This window comes from Nocardia sp. NPDC003269, from assembly GCF_042888005.1.
In the GTDB taxonomy this organism is placed as follows: Bacteria; Actinomycetota; Actinomycetes; order Mycobacteriales; family Mycobacteriaceae; genus Nocardia.
In genome coordinates, this window is sequence record NZ_JBIAPA010000002.1 from 680,465 (window position 1) to 697,634 (window position 17,170).

The window sequence follows — 17,170 nt, forward strand, 5'->3', positions numbered from 1 at the left end:
GAAATCGCGCCGCTACCCCGCTCAGCGCGCGTTGCCGCCGATGCTGAAGTGGGCTCCGGTGGGGTCGGTGAGACCGGCCAGGCGGCCGTAGGGGGTGTCCATCGGCTCGAAGACGATCGCGCCGCCGAGCGTCGTGGCCAGTTCGGCGGTCTTGTCGACGTCGTCGGCGCCGAAGTAGGCCGTCCACGCGCCGGGGATGCCCTCGGGGAGGTGGCCGGTGGCGTCCATGACGCCGCCGCGCATCGGCGAGGTCGCGTGCAGGGTGGTGTAGCGGAACTCGGGGGAGTCGGCCACGACGAAGGTGTCGCGCCAGCCGAAGACGTCGCGGTAGAAGGTCAGCGAGGAGTCGTAGGCGCGGGTCATCAGCTCGAACCAGGACGGGACGCCGTCGTGGTTGCTCCAGACGCCGTCGGCGACATCGCCGATCGCCTCGAACCCCGGGAACTCGCCGGCCTGCCAGACGCCGACACCGACGCCGCCGACGTCGGCGAGCACCGCCATCGTGCCGAGCTCGCCGACCGCCATCGGCTCGACGAAGATGTTGCCGCCCGCGGCGCTGGCCTTCGCCGTGGTCGCCGCGGCGTCGGCCGAGGCCAGGTAGACGGTCCAGCGGTCGGGGTACGGGTCACCGGCGTCGGGGACCCGGCTCATCGCGCCCGCGACGGCCTTGCCGTCCTTGCGCAGGGTGGTGTAGCCGCCGAACTCCTCGCCGCCGCGTTCGGCGGTCCAGCCGAACAGCTCGCCGTAGAAGGCGATGGCGCGGTCGAGATCGGCGGTGTAGAGATCGACCCAGGTGGGATCACCGGGTTGCTGGGCGATGGACATGGCGACTCCTCGGCTGTGGGGTACTGGCTCGACAGAGACGGTGGCGGGGCGTGCCCACCGTCATCGATCATGACGCCGCGACACCCGAAAAGTCATCGCCGACAACCGTTGCACCCGCGCGACCTGCGGAGGAAGATCGAGAACGGCGCGCGGCCGACACGCCGTCGGCCGTCTACGGCGCGCTGAATACGACACAGAGTAGGACCCGCGCGGAATGCTGCGGCAGCACGGTTTACGATTCACACCAACGCATGCTGACCGTCGTCTGCCTCTGACCGGAGGACGGAGGGCCTGCGAGTGACGTACAGGCATCTTCAGGAGGATCAGTGACTGCGGTAGAGCCCAGGCCAGTCCCTCAGTTGGAAGCGACTCGACCGTATCCCGCTCGGACCGGGCCCAAGGGCTCGTTCCTGTACAAGGCGGTCACCACCACCGACCCCAAGGTGCTCGGCACCATGTACCTGGTGACGGCGATCAGCTTCTTCCTGGTCGGTGGTCTCATGGCGCTGCTCATGCGCGCCGAGCTGGCGCGCCCGGGTCTGCAGTTCCTCTCGCCCGAGCAGTTCAACCAGCTGTTCACCATGCACGGCACGATCATGCTGCTGTTCTACGCGACGGCGATCGTGTTCGGCTTCGCCAACATCATCCTGCCGCTGCAGATCGGCGCCCCCGACGTCGCCTTCCCGCGACTGAACGCGTTCAGCTACTGGCTGTACCTGTTCGGCGGCACCATGGCGACCGCGGGCTTCGTGACCCCCGGTGGCGCGGCGGACTTCGGCTGGACGGCCTACGTGCCGCTGACCGACATCCTGCACTCGCCCGGCGTCGGCACCGACCTGTGGATCCTGGGCCTGGCCGTCTCCGGTCTGGGCACCATCCTCGGTGGCGTCAACATGCTCACCACCGTGGTCTGCCTGCGCGCGCCCGGTATGACCATGTTCCGCATGCCGATCTTCACCTGGAACATCGCGGTGACCTCGGTCCTGGTGCTGCTGGCCTTCCCGCTGCTGACCGCGGCGCTGTTCGGTCTGGCCTACGACCGCCACCTGGGCGGCCACATCTACGACCCGGCCACCGGCGGCATCCTGCTCTACCAGCACCTGTTCTGGTTCTTCGGCCACCCCGAGGTCTACATCATCGCGCTGCCGTTCTTCGGCATCGTGTCCGAGATCTTCCCGGTCTTCAGCCGTAAGCCGATCTTCGGTTACACCACGCTGGTCTACGCGACCCTCGGTATCGCGGCGCTGTCGATCGCGGTGTGGGCGCACCACATGTACGCCACCGGCGCCGTGCTGCTGCCGTACTTCTCCTTCATGACCTTCCTCATCGCCGTCCCGACCGGTGTGAAGTTCTTCAACTGGATCGGCACCATGTGGCGCGGCCAGCTGACCTTCGAATCACCGATGCTGTGGTCGATCGGCTTCCTGGTGACCTTCCTCTTCGGTGGTCTGTCGGGCGTCATCCTGGCCTCGCCGCCGCTGGACTTCCACGTCACCGACTCGTACTTCGTCGTCGCGCACTTCCACTACGTGCTCTTCGGCACCATCGTGTTCGCCACCTTCGCGGGTATCTACTTCTGGTTCCCGAAGATCACCGGCCGCATGATGGACGAGCGCCTGGCGAAGTGGCACTTCTGGACCACCTTCGTCGGCTTCCACACCACCTTCCTGGTGCAGCACTGGCTGGGCGCCGAGGGCATGCCGCGTCGCTACGCCGACTACCTGCCCAGCGACGGCTTCACCACGCTGAACACGATCTCCACCATCGGTGCCTTCATCCTGGGCTCGTCGATGCTGCCGTTCGTGTGGAACACCTTCAAGAGCTACCGCTACGGCGAGGTCGTCACGGTGGACGACCCGTGGGGCTACGGCAACTCGCTCGAGTGGGCCACCACCTGCCCGCCGCCGCGGCACAACTTCTACGAGCTGCCGCGCATCCGCTCGGAGCGCCCGGCGTTCGAGCTGCACTACCCGCACATGGTCGAGCGCATGAAGGCCGAGGCGCACGTGGGCTGGGGCTCGGGTAAGCACGCGACGCACGTCAGCGAAGGCGCGCTCGCCAAGAAGTAAGAAACACCGGAAGACCAAGGGTGTGCACCTGCTGGGTGACCAGCGGGTGCACACTCTTTTTGTGGGTAATCGAACGGAGCAGATCGACTTGGCCGACACCACAGTTCTCGTGACCGTCACCGGCCCCGACCGACCCGGCGTCACGTCCGTGCTGCTGGCGACGCTGTCACGCCATCAGGTGAGCCTGCTGGACGTGGAACAGGTGGTCATCAGGGGCAGGCTCACCCTCGGCGTGCTGGTCTCGTGCCCCAACGACCCCGAGGCGCTGCAGGACGAGCTCGAAGAGGCCATGAACACCGTCGGCATGCAGGTCGACGTGTCGGTCGACGCGCAGATCGGCAAGCCGCCGATGTCGACGCACGCCGTCGTCGTGCTCGGCGCGCCCGTCACCGCGCACGCCTTCAGCGCGATCTCGCGCCTGCTGGCCGGGCTCGGCGCCAATATCGACACCATCCGCGGCATCGCCGACTACCCGGTGACCGGCATGGAACTGATGGTCTCGGCGGCCGACTCCGGCGCCGACACCGACGCGCGGCTGCGCACCGCGCTGGCCGACATCGCCGTCGCCGAACAGGTCGACATCGCGGTGGAACGGGCCGGGCTGGCCCGCCGGGCCAAGCGGCTCATCGTCTTCGACGTGGACTCCACGCTGATCCAGGGCGAGGTCATCGAGATGCTGGCCGCGCACGCCGGCGTCGAGGAGCAGGTCCGCGAGGTCACCGAGGCCGCGATGCGCGGCGAGCTCGACTTCGCCGAATCGCTGCGGCAGCGGGTGGCCACGCTCGAGGGCCTGGACGAATCGGTGATCGAGCAGGTCGCCGACCGGATCGAGCTCACCCCCGGCGCGCGCACCACCATCCGCACGTTGCGGCGGCTCGGTTTCCGCTGCGGTGTGGTCTCCGGTGGGTTCCGGCAGGTCATCGAGCCGCTCGCGCACGAGCTGGAACTGGATTTCGTGCAGGCCAACACGCTCGAGATCGTCGACGGCAAGCTCACCGGCCGGGTGATCGGCGAGATCGTCGACCGGGCGTTCAAGGCGACCGCGCTGCGCAAGTTCGCCGCCGAGGCCGGCGTGCCGATGGAGCAGACCGTCGCCGTCGGTGACGGCGCCAACGACATCGACATGCTCAACGCGGCCGGGCTGGGCGTGGCGTTCAACGCCAAGCCGGCGCTGCGCGAGGTGGCCGATACGGCGCTGTCGCACCCGTACCTGGACGCGGTGCTGTTCATCCTCGGCGTCACCCGCGACGAGGTCGAGGCGGCCGACGCCCGCGACGGCGGCGTGCGCCGGGTTCCGCTGCTCGGCCGGTAGTCCTGGCGCGTCGCGACCGGATCGGCCCGGTCGCGGCGTTAGCCTCCAGCGCAGGGTGTCCTTCGGCGTTGGGAGTGTGCCATGCGGAAAATCCTGTTCGCGGCGTGCGCGGTGGCGATGGTGGTCTCCGGGTGCGGTGCCGACGACGACACCGGGGATCTCTCCTCGACCACGATCGAGCTGCCCACCACCGCGCCGCAGTCCGCGGCGGGCCCGGTGGAGGTGGACCAGACCTTCAGCGGGAGCACGGTCGCGCTGGGGCTCGGCCAGCTGCTGCTGGTCCGGCTGCCGCAGAACCCGGACGACACCGAATCCTGGTCGCCGGTGAACATCGAGCGGGGCGTGCTCGCGCCGGAGCCGCCGCAGGCCGACGGGGCCAGCACGCTGTGGCCGTTCCGGGGTGTCGGGCCGGGGACCGCGACCATCCAGTTCGTCTACGGTCCGGCCAGTCAGCCGCCGATCGAGCCGGGACCGGAGTTCATCCTGACCGTGCGGGTCGCCTAGCGCCCACGTCGCGGTGTCCGCCCGCCTCGATAGGCTTGGCCGCAGTGGCGTCGAGCGGATCGGGTGTTGTGGATGGGTAGCGGGGAACTGAGCGGCGTGGAGACCGAGGCGCAGGCACGCGACGACGCGGCCGAATTCGCGCTCCGGCACGCCGAACTGGCGCGCGGCTACGGCGGCAACGGTGACCCCGACGACCCGGCCATGGTCCAGGCGATGCAGATGGTGCTGCACATCCCCAAGGCCGACCCGCCCGCGCGCAGCGCGCTGCTGGAAGCCGCGGCGGCCGCGGCGGTGGCCGTGTGCCTCGATCCGCGATCCGGGCCGGGCGGGGAGTGGGAGCCGCGCTACCTGGCGTGGAAGCGCTCCCGGATCAGGAAGGTGGCGCGGCGGGCGCGCGGTGCGCAGTGGGTCGCGGCGAGCGAGGTCGACGGGGTGACCGTCGAGGTCGACGGCGCCGAGGCGCGCGCGTTCGTGCCCGGCCCGGTGGGCGCGATCGATCAGCGGATCCGCAAGTTGCAGATCGGCGGCACCGACCTCGACCACGACGAGCCCGGCCCGCCGGACCCCGAACTGCCGGTGCTGTGGGTGAACGCGGCCCTGGAGATGTCGGTCGGCAAGGCCGCCGCCCAGGTCGGCCACGCGAGCATGCTGCTGGCGGGCGCGTTGCCGGTGGCCGCCGCCGCGGCCTGGGCCGCGCGCGAGTTCCGCTGCGCGGTGCGCGACGCCGACGAACGGCACTGGCCCGCGCTGGTGGCCGAGGTCGCCGCCGGACGCGCCGTCGCCGTCCGCGACGCGGGCTTCACCGAGGTGGCGCCCGGTTCGATGACGGTGATCGCGGTGCCCGCGCAGGCCTGAGCGGGCGCGCTACGCGCTCCGAATTCGTCGTTCTCGCGGCGGATTTCGCGACCCGCCGCCCGGACTCGGTGTATCTGGAGGACCCTGGGGGTATACGTACACGACGGCTGGGGCATCGAGGGCGTAGGGAGGTTCCGCGATGGTGACGACGATTGTGGTGATCCTGATCGTGTGGGTGGTGCTGTCGGTGCCGGTCTCCTTCGTCGCCGCGCGGATGCTGCGTGGCGAGTCCGGCGGGCGCCGCGAATCCGTATCGACCAGGGCCGACGAATCCCACACGGGCCGGTCGTTCCGCTGAGGGCCCCCGTGGGCCAAGATGGAGCGCGTGTCGCAACCCGATCCCGATCTGCTCATCGACTTCTCCGACGTGACCATCCGCCGCTCGGGCCGAACGCTCGTAGGCCCGGTCACCTGGCAGGTCGAGCTCGACGAACGCTGGGTGGTGCTCGGCCCGAACGGGGCCGGCAAGACCTCGCTATTGAGAATGGCCGCCGCCGAGGTCCATCCGACCTCCGGTGACGCGAACCTGTTGGGGGAGACCCTGGGTCGCGTCGACGTCACCGAGCTGCGGCCACGCATCGGGTTGTCCTCGGCGGCGGTGGCCAGCCGCATCCCGGTCGACGAGAAGGTCAGCGACCTGGTGGTGTCGGCCGGGTACGCGGTGCTGGGCCGCTGGCGCGAACGCTACGAGGACATCGACACCGAACGCGCCGTCGACATGCTGGAAACCCTCGGCGCCGAACACCTTTCCGACCGCACCTACGGCACCCTGTCCGAGGGTGAGCGCAAGCGCGTGCTGATCGCCCGCGCCCTGATGACCGACCCCGAACTGCTGCTGCTCGACGAACCGGCCGCCGGCCTCGACCTGGGCGGGCGTGAGGAACTGGTGGAGCGGCTGGGCAATCTGGCCGCCGATCCCGACGCCCCGGCCATGGTCCTGGTGACCCACCACGTGGAGGAGATCCCGCCGGGCTTCACCCACGCCCTGCTGCTCAAGGAGGGCGAGGTGGTCGGGCAGGGGCTGCTCGAGGACGTGCTCACCGCCGCGAACCTCAGCGCCGCGTTCAGCCAGTCGATCGCGCTGGACCGGGTCGACGGGCGCTGGTTCGCCCGCCGGGCCCGGCGCGCCGGTCAGCACCGCCGGGCCTGAGGCCCACTCAGCGGGAACCCTCGGGTCGCGGTGGCACGGTCCGGGCTGAACTGTTTCCCTGGCGAACCAAGCGAGCGTTAGGGTGCAGACAGGCCGATGCGACGGCCGCCGTGGAACGGATGTGGCTCCGGTGAGCCGCCGTTGCGCGGCGGCCGCCGGACCGTCGGCCCTGTGGTGGAGAGGAACGGTATGAGTGAGTCCGGGGTAGCCGCGCGCGACGCGTCGACGGTGATGCTGGTGCGTGACGGTGCCGACGGCATCGAGGTGTTCCTGCAGCGCCGCGTCAGCGGGATGGCCTTCGCGGGCGGGATGACGGTGTTCCCCGGCGGTGGCGTCGACGCCGCCGACGGCACCGCCGACATCGCCTGGGCCGGACCCGCGCCTGCCTGGTGGGCCGAGCGTTTCGCGACGACCGAGCAGGCCGCCCAGGCGCTGGTCGCCGCCGCGGTCCGGGAGACCTTCGAGGAATGCGGCGTGCTGCTGGCCGGGCCGACCGCCGACACCGTCGTCGACGACTCCGCGGTCTACCGCGAGGCCCGCGGCAAGCTCGAGCGCCGTGAGCTCTCGCTCGCGGACTTCCTCGCGGCCGAGGGGCTGGTGCTGCGCGCCGATCTGCTGCGGCCGTGGTCGAACTGGATCACCCCCGAGGCCGAGCCGCGGCGCTACGACACCCGCTTCTTCGTCGCGGTGCTCCCGCAGGGACAGATCGCCGACGGTGCCACCTCCGAGGCCGCCCAGGTCGTCTGGGCGACCCCGCAGGCCGCCCTGGCGAGCTGGCGGGCGGGCGAACACGTCCTGCTGCCGCCGACCTGGTCGCAGCTCGACGGCCTGTGCGGATTCGCCGATACCGCGGCCGTGCTGGCCGCCGAGCGGGCGATCACGCCGATCATGCCGCACTACACGCCCAACGCCGATGGCCCGCCGCTGACCGACTTCCCGGACAACGGCCGGTATTTCGCGGAGCTGCCGCAGCTGGGTGCACTGGGCGGCCGGTAGGTTGACCGCATGGCCGAATTCGTCACCCTCGAGCTGCCCGCCGACCCGTCCGCTCGCGGCGTCGCGCTGCTGCGCATCGATCGCCCGCCGCTGAACCTGGTCGACGCCCAGCTGGCCCGTGAGGTCGCCGCGGCGGCCGAGACGGTGGCCCGGCACCCGGGCGTGGCCGCGCTCATCGTCTACGGCGACGAGCGGGTCTTCAGCGCGGGCGACGAGATGACCGAACTCGCCGAGCTCGACGCCGGGCAGGCCGCCGCGATGGCGGCGGATCTGCAGGCGGCGCTGGGCTGTCTCACCAAGGTGCCGCAGCCGACCGTCGCCGCGATCACCGGCTACTGCCTCGGCGCTGGCCTCGAACTCGCCCTCGGCGCCGATCACCGGATCATCGGCGACAACGTCAAGCTCGGCCTGCCGCAGATCAAGGCCGGGCTGATCCCGCTCGCCGGCATCCGCAAGCTCTCGCTGCTGATCGGCGCGAGCCGGGCCAAGGACCTCGTCTACACCGGCCGTTTCGTCGACGCCGAGGAGGCCGCGAAGCTCGGTCTGGTCGACGAGGTGGTCGCGCCGGACCACGTCCTCGACGCCGCGCGCCGGTGGGCCGAGCAGTTCGTCACGGCCGCGCCGCGGGCGCTGGCCGCCGCCAAGGCCGTCTTCGAAGCGGGCCCGCACGCGCACTCCACCGCCGTCACCGAGTGGTCGGCGTTGTTCGACACCGACGACGCGCGCACCGGCACCCGCGCCTTCGCCGCCGACGGTCCGAACAGCGCCGTTTTCACCGGACGGTGAGCTGAGACCGGTCAATCGACCAAGTGGAACCGCCGGAAACAAGACCGGCCATTGCGTGCTGAGGGTCTCCTATTACTCTTGGCGGTTATGACGGTCCACCCCGATGACCCGGCGCCGAACCCGCACGCCACCGAGGCCGAGGTCGAAGCAGCGCTGAAGGACACCAAGCTCGCCCAGGTCCTGTATCACGACTGGGAAGCGGAGACGTACGACGACAAGTGGTCGATCTCCTATGACGAACGCTGTATCGCGTATGCCCGCGGCCGGTTCGACCTCGCGGTCGGCCCCGCCCCGCTGCCCTACGAACGGGCGCTCGAGCTCGGCTGCGGCACGGGGTTCTTCCTGCTGAACCTGATGCAGGGCGGCATCGCGAAGAAGGGGTCGGTCACCGATCTCTCGCCCGGCATGGTGAAGGTCGCGCTGCGCAACGCCGAGCACCTGGGCCTGGATGTCGACGGCCGCGTCGCCGACGCCGAGACCATCCCCTACGACGACGACACCTTCGACCTGGTCTGCGGCCACGCCGTGCTGCACCACATCCCGGACGTGGAGCTGGCGCTCAAGGAGTGCCTGCGCGTGCTCAAGCCGGGCGGGCGTTTCGTCTTCGCCGGTGAGCCGACCACCGTGGGCAATTTCTACGCCCGCAAGCTCGGCCAGGCCACCTGGAAGGTGACCACCGAGATCACCAAGCTGCCGTTCCTGTCCGGCTGGCGCCGTCCGCAGACCGAGCTGGACGAGTCCTCCCGCGCCGCCGCGCTCGAGGCCGTCGTCGATCTGCACACCTTCGACCCGACCGATCTCGAGAAGATGGCCAAGTCGGCCGGTGCGGTCGACGTGAAGGCCACCACCGAGGAGTTCGCCGCGGCCCTGTGGGGCTGGCCGGTGCGCACCTTCGAGGCCGCCGTGCCCGACGAGAAGCTGACGGTCGGCTACCGCATGGCGCAGTACCGCGCCTGGCTCGGCCTGAGCTGGCTCGACGAGAACGTGCTGCGCAAGGTCGTCCCGCGCGAGTTCTTCTACAACGCGATGATCACCGGCGTGAAGCCGGGCGCGGCCAAGAAGTAAGTGGGGTACCGCTTCGGCCGCGACGATGTCGCCTTCCTGGGCAGCGCGGCGGGATCCGCCGCGCTCGCCGAGGTCGACCGGCTGGAGCTGACTCCGGCGACGCACCTGCGCGATCTCGAGCAGGTGCGTCGCGCGTCTCCGGAGCGGGCCGCCGCGCTGATCGAGACGGTACGATTGCGCCGCAAGGCCGCCGTGAAGCTGCCCGGCGCCGCCGACTGGCTGTTCACCGACGACGCGTTGCAGCAGGCGACACCCGCGCTGGTGGCCCGGCACCGGGCGGCCCGGCTGGCCGGTCGGGCCGTGCACGACGTCACCTGTTCGATCGGCGCGGAGCTGGCCGAGCTGTCGGCCGTGTGCCCGGCGGTGATCGGCAGCGATCTCGACGAGGTCCGGCTGGCGATGGCCGCCCATAATCTCGGCGCTGTGCCACTGCGCGCGACCGCGGTCGACGCGGAAAACGACCGCACGGGTACCGCCGAGCGAAACGACGCCGCTCCGGTTGCCACCGAGCACTCGTCGACGCGGGGGCGCAACATCGTGTTGGCACAGGCCGACGCACTCGTACCGACCTCGCGCGACACCGTGATCATCGCCGACCCGGCGCGCCGAGCCGACGGCAGGCGGACCTACGACCCCGCCAAACTCCAGCCCCCGCTGCCCGATCTGCTGGCCGCCTACGCGGGCCGCGACATCGCCGTGAAATCCGCCCCCGGTCTGGACTTCGACCGCCTCGGGTGGGCAGGCGAGGTGGAGATCGTCTCCCTCGACGGCGCGGTCCGCGAGGCCTGCCTGTGGTCGCCCGGTCTGGCCGAACCCGGCGTCACCCGCCGCGCCACCGTCCTCGACTCCCGGGGCGGCGCGAGCACGCTCACCGACGCCGAACCCGACGACATCCCCGAGCGCGCTCCCGGCGCGTGGATCGTCGACCCCGACGGCGCGGTCGTGCGCGCGGGCCTGGTTCGTCACTACGCGGCGAAACACGGTCTCTGGCAGCTCGATCCGCAGATCGCCTATCTCACCGGCGACACGGTCCCGGCGGGCCTGCGTGGCTTCCGCATCGAGGACCGCTTCGAGCTGCGCGAGAAGACCCTGCGCCAGGAACTGTCCCGGCGCGACTGCGGGTCGCTGGAGATCCTGGTCCGTGGCATCGATCTCGATCCCGACGCCCTGCGCAAGAAGCTCAAGCCGCGCGGCTCGGTGCCCTACACGCTGGTCGTCACCCGGATCGGCCGGGCGGGTGTGGTCTTCCTCTGCACCGCCGTCGCCCCGTAGGCGTCAGTGCGCGGTCCAGTCGGGCTGGGTGAAGTGGGCGACCCGGGAATCGGTGGGGGAGTGGCCGAGCAGAACGACCGCGCGGAACTGCCACAGCAGGGCGCCGGTGGGGGCGTGGATGGTCATATCAGGGGCGATGCGCATCTGGAGCAGCCCGGTGGCATCCGCCTCCGGGAGATCGCCGCGCAGTTCGTGCTGGAGGGTGGCGTGTTCGGGGCGCACCCAGTGCGGGACGTCCTCGGCGGCGAGCCGGGCGAGGTCGACCTGGTGGACGGAGAACACCTCGTCCGGGTTGGGCCGCAAGGAGTCGATATCGTCGACCGTGACCACGGCCGGGGTGATCGCGAAGCCGGAGGTGGCCGGGAAATCGTCGAGCTGGCCCAGCACATCGGCTGGTTTCGCGGTCAGGTTCAGTTCCTCGCGCAGTTCCCGCAGCGCCGCGACCTCGGCGGTCTCACCGGGCTCCAGCCGCCCGCCCGGCAACCCCCACTGGCCCGCGTTGCGACCGCGGTAGGCGCGCTTCATCACGATCACCGACAGGACGTCGCCGGCGCCCGGCACCACGCACAGCGTCACGCCCGCGCGGCGCATACCGGGGACATCGGGGACGGCGATCCGGGGAAACGCCGTCAACCGGGCCTTGGCGAGGGCGCGAAATTCCTCGATGCCGCGCGGGAGGTACGGGTGGCTCACCCCTCGATCTTGCCCCAGCGGCCGACGAGTCAGGATTCCATCTTCTTCACCACGCGCTGGACCGTGAGCCAGGTGCGGGTGGTGATGTCCTTGCCGTAGGTCTTCTCGAGTCGGGCCATGAAGTCCGGGGTCTTGCCGGTGCTGTTGTCGATCACGGTGAGGAAGGCGCGTGCGGCGGCGTCGTAGCCGATGACACGGGTGAGCGGATCGTCCTCGAAGGCCGTCGTATCCGCCTGACGCATGCGATCTTTGAAGAAGGTGACCGTCAGATACGAGCCGCGTTCGTGCGGCAGGCCCTCGAACGGGTCGCGGTCGAGCAGGGCGCGCAGCTCGGGGTGGCTGCGGATGATGGTGCCGCCGGGTATACCCAGTTCGGCCGACAGCGCCTCCTGGATACGCGCTTCCAGATCGACGGGATCATCCGCGGTACGGAACACGATATTGCCGCTCGTCAGCACCGAGGCCACCTTGATGAACCCGAGCCCCTCGAACACCGCGCGCAACTTCTCGTTCCGCATGTTCGGATTCGTGGGCATGATGCCCCGCAGCAGCGCCGCATAGCTCTCCACGGAGCAGACCGTACCCAGCGCCACCGACACGCACCATCATGCGCCGGCGCGCGTCGGCGGGCAGGACGATCACGCCTGGGCGGCGGCGTTCTTCTTGCGCTCGATATCGGCCAGGGCGGCCAGGTAGGCCTCGCGCTCCTCGGCGCTCGCGTCCCAGGCCACCTTGCGGTTCTTGACGACCTTGGCCGGCGCGCCGACGGCGATGCTGTAGTCGGGGACGTCACCGCGGACGACGGCGTGCGCGCCGAGCACACAGCCCCGGCCGACCCGGGTGTCGCGCAGCACGGTCACCTTGGCGGCGATCCAGGTGTCGGGGCCGATCCGGACCGGGCTCTTCACGATGCCCTGGTCCTTGATGGGCAGGGTGATGTCGTCCATCCTGTGGTCGAAGTCGCAGATGTAGCACCAGTCGGCGACCAGCGTGGACTCGCCGATCTCGATGTCGAGGTAGGTGTTGACGACGTTGTCCTTGCCGAACACCACCTTGTCGCCGATGCGCAGCGAACCCTCGTGGCACCGGATGGCGTTGCCGTCGCCGATGTGCACCCAGCGGCCGATCTCCATGCGGGCGAATTCCGGGGTCGCGTGGATCTCCACATTGCGGCCGAGGAACACCATCCCGCGCAGCACGATGTGCGGATTGGCCAGCCGGAACTTGGCCAGCCGGTAGTAGCGCACCAGGTACCAGGGGGTGTAGGCGCGGTTGGCGAGCACCCAGCGCAGCGAGTCCTTGGTCAGGAACCGCGCCTGCTGCGGATCGCGGCGGCGGGAACCACGCCAGCGCGCGCTCAGCGGCGCGCCCCACATGCTCGTCACGAAGTACTCTCCCGTCGTGATCGCACCGGGCCAGCCCCGGGGATTCGGTCGTCGGTTACACAGAGTACTTTCGGAGCGCACGCCTACCGTGCGATACCCCGATCATCGGCTCGATTACACAGGGAGATCAGCAGGTGCGAACTCGGACTCGCGTCGCGGCCTCGCTCGCTGCCGCCGGTGTGGTGGCGTTGGCAGGATGCGGCACCGATGTGGACGACATCACCGTCGGCGGCGGAAAGGGCTGGCCCGCAGCCCATCACGACGGCCGCAACGGCGGGGCGAGCCCGGTGACGGGCGCGGACGCGATGACGCTGAGCTGGTCCCGTCCGGTGGGCGGCCCGATCGCCCAGCCGTTGACGATCGGTCCCGAGGGCCAGATGTTCGTCACCTCGAGCACCGGCAACTGCGCGATCTTCTCCTTCCAGATGCCGACCGGCCGCAAGCGCTTCTGCAACCCGCTCGGCCCGTCGACGATCGAGGCGCCGACCGTGGTCGACGGCGTCAGCAATGTCTACGTCGGCGACGACGGCGCGGTGAACTCCTTCAACTACCTGGGCCAGCCCCGCTGGCGCACGCCGGTGGCCGGCGTCCCGGTGGCCATCCAGTTCACCGGCGACGGCCGGGTGCTGACGGTGACCCAGTCCGGCCAGGTCGACATCCTGAGCAGGCAGACCGGCGGCCGCGAGGTGCCGACGCTGCAACTGCTCGGCGAGCCCGACTTCCTGCAACTGCCCGGCCTGACCCGCCCGGCCTCCGGCGACGGTCTCGACGACTGCCGGACCGGCGGCCCGCGCTGCGCGGTCGCCAACACCACCGCCGTCGACCCCGAGTCGGGCCGGTTCTTCGTCACCGTGTGGGAGCCGGGCAAGGCGGCCGCCTCGCTGCGGTCGATGCGCTACGCCGACGGCAAGGTCGTCCAGGAGTGGAGCGCCGACATGCTCACCGGTGGCAGCGCCACCAGCCCCACCCTCTCCGGCGACGGCGACACCGTCTACATCGGCGACAACAGCGGCCGCCTGATCGCGGTGAACACCGAGGACGGCAGCACCCGCTGGACGCACGCGCTCGGCTGGACCCCCAGCGGCGGCATCTCCGTCGTCGACGACCTGATCATCCCCGCGGGCGACGACGGCTACCTGATGGCCGTGCACGACCGTGGTGACCGCGCCGAGCCCGCCTGGGAACGCAAGGACCTGGCCCTGCGCGGCACGCCCGCCCAGACCGCGGGCGGCGTCGGCTACACCGTGGCCGCGATCGGCGCGGGCCTGAGCCTGATCACCTTCGACACCGCCACCGGCAACACCGTCGACTCCGATGTCCTGCCCGGCGCCACCGGCACCACCACCGGCACCTCGGTCGGGCCGAAGGGCGAGGTCGTCGTCGCCACCCGTCTCGGCGAGATCTTCACCTTCTCTCCCGACGCCTGATCGAGCGTCAGTACGGGGTGGTCCGGTCCGCCCAGCGCGGGCCGACCTCCGCCGCGAGGTGGCGGGGGAAGCAGACGCGGGCCGGGTCGCCGTCGGCGGTGTAGCGCTGCTCCGGGTGGGCCGCCAGCCAGTCCAGCCAATAGCCCGAGTCGAACGGGACCGCGCCCCGGCCGGACCGGATGCGCGGCACGCCGCCCGGGTCGACCGTGCCGTACGGTGCCGGGGCGGGATTCGAGCCGACCAGCATGACGGCGTCGAAGCGATAGTCGGTGCCGTCCCAGCTGCCCGCGGCGGCCAGCGCGTGGTCGCGGGGATAGATGCCCAGCGGTAGGGCCATGGTGCGCACGGTGACGCCCGGCGCGGCCGCGCGCACCGCCCGCACGTTCTGCGCCAGCTCGCGCTGCACGCCGTCGGCGTCCAGGGTCGCGAGATTCGCGTGATCGGCGGTGTGCGCGCCGATCTCGTGCCCGTTGGCCGCCAGCCAGGGCAGCGCCCGCGGGTCGCCGCCGAACGGCTCGTTGTTGACGTAGAAGGTGGCGACCGGCCGGAAATCCGGGTAGCGGGCGCCGAATTCGGCGAGGACGCCCGCGGCGCTGTCCGGGGTCACGGCCCCGCTGTCGGTGAAGGCGAGCTGGCTGCCGGTGGAATCGTCGAAGGTGAGGACGACCGGATGGGTGCCCGCGGGCAGGTCGAGGTCGCCCGCGATGTACTGCGCGGCCGTCACCGGGCGGTAGTTCTCGCGGTACAGCCGCTCCAGTTCGTCGCGGAACTCCGCGGGGGTCTGGTCGTATTCACCGGCCGGGTTCGGCGTGATCTGGTGATACATCAGCACCGGGACGAATCCCAGTTCGTTGGCGGCGATCTCGGCCGGATCCGGCGGCGCGGGTTTCGTTGTCGTCGCGGCAGGCGGTGGGGCCGGGGGCGGTGCTTCCGGTGTCGCGCAGGCGGTCGCGAGCAGCAGGAGTGCGGGCGCGAGTCGGAATGCCAGTGTCGAACCGCCGGTCATCGCGGCGATATTACGCGCAGGCGGAGGTTTTCCCCCGATCTTGCGATAACCCGCAGACGGACTGCCCGACTGCGCCATAGTGGCCTGGCGAACGGTAGTGGAAGTTGGTGCGGGCGTTGGGATTGCGGATCCAGTCGGGCGATCGGCGGCGGTGGGCGACGATCGCCTCGGGTGCCGTCCTCGCGATGGTCATCGTGGCTCTGGTGGCCGGATTCGCGCTGAGCAGATCCGCCTCGGAGCCGTCGGCCGACACCGCGCCGCCGGTCCTCCAGGTGGCCCCGCCCGATCCCGTGCGCTCCTACCGGGCGCCGATCGTGGTGCGCGGCAAGGCCGTCGACGCCGTGCGCGTCGCCGTCGGCACGGACACGGTGACACCCGCCGCGGACGGCAGCTTCGAGCTGTCGGTGCCGTGGGCGCCCGCCGTCGAGGTCGTCGCGGTGGACGCCGCGGGGAATCAGAGCAGCGCCGTCGCCGTCACGGGGGTGACGCTGCCGCGCATGCGGGCGGTGCATGTCACCGCGCACGCCTGGTCGCACGAGGGGCTGCGCGAGGCCGTGCTCGATCTCGCGCGCGAGCGCCGCATCGATACCGTGCAGCTAGACATCAAGGACGAGGACGGGGTCGTCGGCTACGACTCCCAGGTGCCGCTGGCCCGCGAATCCGGTGCCGTCGCTGGCATCTACGACGCGCCGTCGGCCCTGCGGCAACTCCACGAGCTGGGCTTGCAGGTGGTCGGGCGCATCGTCGCGTTCCGCGATCCGACCGTCGCCGCGTGGGCCTGGCACAACGGCCGACCCGACTGGGTGGTCCAGAACCCGTCGGGGCAGCCCTATTCCAGCCACTACGGTCCGATCGCGTTCACCAATGTCGCCCATCCCGACATCCGCCGCTACAACATCGATCTGGCCGTGGAGGCGGGCAAGCTCGGCTTCGACGGCGTCATGTACGACTACGTCCGCCGCCCCGACGGCAGCCTGACCAGCATGCATTTCGCCGGACTCACCGGCACCCCCGCCGACGCCGTCGCCGGCTTCCTCGCCGAGAGCCGCTACCCGGTGCACGCCGCGGGCGCCCACCTGAGCGCCGCCGTCTACGGCATCGCGTCGACCCGCCCCGACGAGATCGCCCAGGACATCCCCCGCATGGCCCGCAGCGTCGACTTCGTCGCCCCCATGCTCTACCCGTCGCACTGGAACTCCGGCGAATACGGCGTGGCCAACCCCAACGCCCAGCCCTACGACATCATCTTCCGCTCCCTGCGCGACTTCCAGACCAGCACCGCCGGCACCGGCGCGACCGTCATCCCCTGGCTCCAGGACTTCAGCCTCGGCGTCACCTACGGCGACGCCGAACTCCGCGCCCAGATCGACGCCACCAACGCCACCGGCATCGACAGCTTCTTCCTCTGGAACGCCGCCACCCGCTACCACACCAACGGCCTCCCCCCGGCCTGACTCACCCCACCCAGGTGAGGGCTTCGGGTTCGGCGGAGACGGGGAAGACGCGGACTTCGGCGGGGATGAGGAAGCCGAAGAGGTGGACGGCTTCGCCGAGGGCTTTGTGGTCGGTGACCAGGGCGATGCGGCCCCAGGAGCTGCGGGGGACGCGGACCAGTTTCAGGTCCTGCCACATGGCGTCGAGGGAGTAGCGGTCGAAGTCGGGGCCGAGGACGTAGACCAGGTTGACCGGCTGTTCGTGCTGGAGGGCGGCGTCGATGGCCGGGTCCAGGACCGTGGTGTAGTCCTCGGCGGTGACGGTGCCGGAGGCGCGGAAGCCGATGGTCGCGGCGGGCAGGTCGGGAATCGGCTGCAGGGGCATGGTCGGC

Annotated in this window: 18 protein-coding genes; 12 read left to right on the forward strand and 6 right to left on the reverse strand. The window is 70.7% G+C overall.

Annotated features, from left to right (window positions below):
• Positions 1–21: 21 nt before the first annotated feature.
• Positions 22–825: a VOC family protein gene (locus tag ACFYWJ_RS13560; RefSeq protein WP_355282195.1), complete on the reverse strand. Its 804-nt coding sequence runs from the start codon at positions 823–825 to the stop codon at positions 22–24.
• 326 nt (positions 826–1,151) lie between these two features.
• Here ACFYWJ_RS13560 and ctaD point away from each other — a divergent pair, with 326 nt between their 5' ends.
• From ctaD to ACFYWJ_RS13610, 10 genes are all read left to right on the forward strand, one after another.
• On the forward strand, positions 1,152–2,894 hold the full coding sequence (gene ctaD / locus ACFYWJ_RS13565) for a cytochrome c oxidase subunit I (RefSeq protein ID WP_218719296.1): 1,743 nt from the start codon (positions 1,152–1,154) through the stop codon (positions 2,892–2,894).
• Positions 2,895–2,976: 82 nt separating this feature from the next.
• Complete coding sequence (gene serB / locus ACFYWJ_RS13570) at positions 2,977–4,206, forward strand: phosphoserine phosphatase SerB (protein ID WP_355282368.1); 1,230 nt, start codon at positions 2,977–2,979, stop codon at positions 4,204–4,206.
• 81 nt (positions 4,207–4,287) lie between these two features.
• Complete coding sequence (locus ACFYWJ_RS13575; RefSeq protein ID WP_355282191.1) at positions 4,288–4,710, forward strand: protease inhibitor I42 family protein; 423 nt, start codon at positions 4,288–4,290, stop codon at positions 4,708–4,710.
• Positions 4,711–4,782: 72 nt separating this feature from the next.
• Positions 4,783–5,565, forward strand: a complete 783-nt coding sequence (locus ACFYWJ_RS13580) for a peptidyl-tRNA hydrolase (RefSeq protein ID WP_355282189.1) — start codon at positions 4,783–4,785, stop codon at positions 5,563–5,565.
• A gap of 139 nt (positions 5,566–5,704) precedes the next feature.
• The gene (locus ACFYWJ_RS13585) at positions 5,705–5,863 is read left to right on the forward strand and encodes a hypothetical protein (protein WP_355282187.1); all 159 of its coding nucleotides are present in this window, start codon (positions 5,705–5,707) and stop codon (positions 5,861–5,863) included.
• 18 nt (positions 5,864–5,881) lie between these two features.
• On the forward strand, positions 5,882–6,715 hold the full coding sequence (locus tag ACFYWJ_RS13590) for an ABC transporter ATP-binding protein (protein WP_355282184.1): 834 nt from the start codon (positions 5,882–5,884) through the stop codon (positions 6,713–6,715).
• A gap of 189 nt (positions 6,716–6,904) precedes the next feature.
• A complete protein-coding gene (locus ACFYWJ_RS13595) occupies positions 6,905–7,711 on the forward strand; it encodes an NUDIX hydrolase (protein WP_355282182.1) in 807 nt (268 codons plus the stop codon).
• Positions 7,712–7,720: 9 nt separating this feature from the next.
• On the forward strand, positions 7,721–8,497 hold the full coding sequence (locus tag ACFYWJ_RS13600) for an enoyl-CoA hydratase-related protein (protein WP_355282180.1): 777 nt from the start codon (positions 7,721–7,723) through the stop codon (positions 8,495–8,497).
• Positions 8,498–8,584: 87 nt separating this feature from the next.
• The gene (locus tag ACFYWJ_RS13605; protein WP_355282178.1) at positions 8,585–9,562 is read left to right on the forward strand and encodes a methyltransferase domain-containing protein; all 978 of its coding nucleotides are present in this window, start codon (positions 8,585–8,587) and stop codon (positions 9,560–9,562) included.
• On the forward strand, positions 9,563–10,834 hold the full coding sequence (locus ACFYWJ_RS13610) for a class I SAM-dependent methyltransferase (RefSeq protein ID WP_355282175.1): 1,272 nt from the start codon (positions 9,563–9,565) through the stop codon (positions 10,832–10,834). It begins immediately after the preceding gene.
• Positions 10,835–10,837: 3 nt separating this feature from the next.
• Here ACFYWJ_RS13610 and ACFYWJ_RS13615 read toward each other — a convergent pair whose 3' ends face one another.
• Genes ACFYWJ_RS13615 through ACFYWJ_RS13625 form a run of 3 tightly spaced genes read right to left on the reverse strand, consistent with a single transcriptional unit; the run spans position 10,838 to position 12,912 of the window.
• Positions 10,838–11,527: a CoA pyrophosphatase gene (locus tag ACFYWJ_RS13615; protein WP_355282172.1), complete on the reverse strand. Its 690-nt coding sequence runs from the start codon at positions 11,525–11,527 to the stop codon at positions 10,838–10,840.
• A gap of 29 nt (positions 11,528–11,556) precedes the next feature.
• The gene (locus ACFYWJ_RS13620) at positions 11,557–12,126 is read right to left on the reverse strand and encodes a DUF1697 domain-containing protein (protein WP_355282170.1); all 570 of its coding nucleotides are present in this window, start codon (positions 12,124–12,126) and stop codon (positions 11,557–11,559) included.
• Between the two features lie 39 nt (positions 12,127–12,165).
• Complete coding sequence (locus ACFYWJ_RS13625; protein ID WP_355282167.1) at positions 12,166–12,912, reverse strand: acyltransferase; 747 nt, start codon at positions 12,910–12,912, stop codon at positions 12,166–12,168.
• 134 nt (positions 12,913–13,046) lie between these two features.
• Here ACFYWJ_RS13625 and ACFYWJ_RS13630 point away from each other — a divergent pair, with 134 nt between their 5' ends.
• Complete coding sequence (locus ACFYWJ_RS13630; RefSeq protein ID WP_355282164.1) at positions 13,047–14,339, forward strand: PQQ-binding-like beta-propeller repeat protein; 1,293 nt, start codon at positions 13,047–13,049, stop codon at positions 14,337–14,339.
• Between the two features lie 7 nt (positions 14,340–14,346).
• On the opposite strand, the gene ACFYWJ_RS13635 is transcribed toward ACFYWJ_RS13630, so the two are convergent.
• Positions 14,347–15,345 (reverse strand): polysaccharide deacetylase family protein, encoded by a 999-nt coding sequence (locus ACFYWJ_RS13635; RefSeq protein ID WP_355282161.1) that lies wholly within the window; start codon positions 15,343–15,345, stop codon positions 14,347–14,349.
• A 185-nt stretch (positions 15,346–15,530) separates the two neighbouring features.
• On the opposite strand from ACFYWJ_RS13635, the gene ACFYWJ_RS13640 reads away from it, so the two are divergent.
• A complete protein-coding gene (locus tag ACFYWJ_RS13640) occupies positions 15,531–16,799 on the forward strand; it encodes a putative glycoside hydrolase (protein ID WP_355282158.1) in 1,269 nt (422 codons plus the stop codon).
• Between the two features lies 1 nt (position 16,800).
• On the opposite strand, the gene ACFYWJ_RS13645 is transcribed toward ACFYWJ_RS13640, so the two are convergent.
• Positions 16,801–17,163, reverse strand: coding sequence for an STAS/SEC14 domain-containing protein (locus ACFYWJ_RS13645; RefSeq protein WP_355282156.1), 363 nt, complete (start codon positions 17,161–17,163; stop codon positions 16,801–16,803).
• Positions 17,164–17,170: the final 7 nt, after the last annotated feature.

What these genes read in the sequence shown, in the direction of transcription:
- ACFYWJ_RS13590 (WP_355282184.1), top strand. Translation starts at nt 5,882, where the DNA reads ATGGAGCGCGTGTCGCAACCCGATCCCGATCTGCTCATCGACTTCTCC.
- ACFYWJ_RS13600 (WP_355282180.1), top strand. Translation starts at nt 7,721, where the DNA reads ATGGCCGAATTCGTCACCCTCGAGCTGCCCGCCGACCCGTCCGCTCGC.
- ACFYWJ_RS13580 (WP_355282189.1), top strand. Translation starts at nt 4,783, where the DNA reads ATGGGTAGCGGGGAACTGAGCGGCGTGGAGACCGAGGCGCAGGCACGC.
- ACFYWJ_RS13585 (WP_355282187.1), top strand. Translation starts at nt 5,705, where the DNA reads ATGGTGACGACGATTGTGGTGATCCTGATCGTGTGGGTGGTGCTGTCG.
- ACFYWJ_RS13575 (WP_355282191.1), top strand. Translation starts at nt 4,288, where the DNA reads ATGCGGAAAATCCTGTTCGCGGCGTGCGCGGTGGCGATGGTGGTCTCC.
- ACFYWJ_RS13560 (WP_355282195.1), bottom strand. Translation starts at nt 825, where the DNA reads ATGTCCATCGCCCAGCAACCCGGTGATCCCACCTGGGTCGATCTCTAC.
- ACFYWJ_RS13640 (WP_355282158.1), top strand. Translation starts at nt 15,531, where the DNA reads ATGGTCATCGTGGCTCTGGTGGCCGGATTCGCGCTGAGCAGATCCGCC.
- ACFYWJ_RS13635 (WP_355282161.1), bottom strand. Translation starts at nt 15,345, where the DNA reads ATGACCGGCGGTTCGACACTGGCATTCCGACTCGCGCCCGCACTCCTG.
- ACFYWJ_RS13645 (WP_355282156.1), bottom strand. Translation starts at nt 17,163, where the DNA reads ATGCCCCTGCAGCCGATTCCCGACCTGCCCGCCGCGACCATCGGCTTC.
- ACFYWJ_RS13595 (WP_355282182.1), top strand. Translation starts at nt 6,905, where the DNA reads ATGAGTGAGTCCGGGGTAGCCGCGCGCGACGCGTCGACGGTGATGCTG.
- ACFYWJ_RS13605 (WP_355282178.1), top strand. Translation starts at nt 8,585, where the DNA reads ATGACGGTCCACCCCGATGACCCGGCGCCGAACCCGCACGCCACCGAG.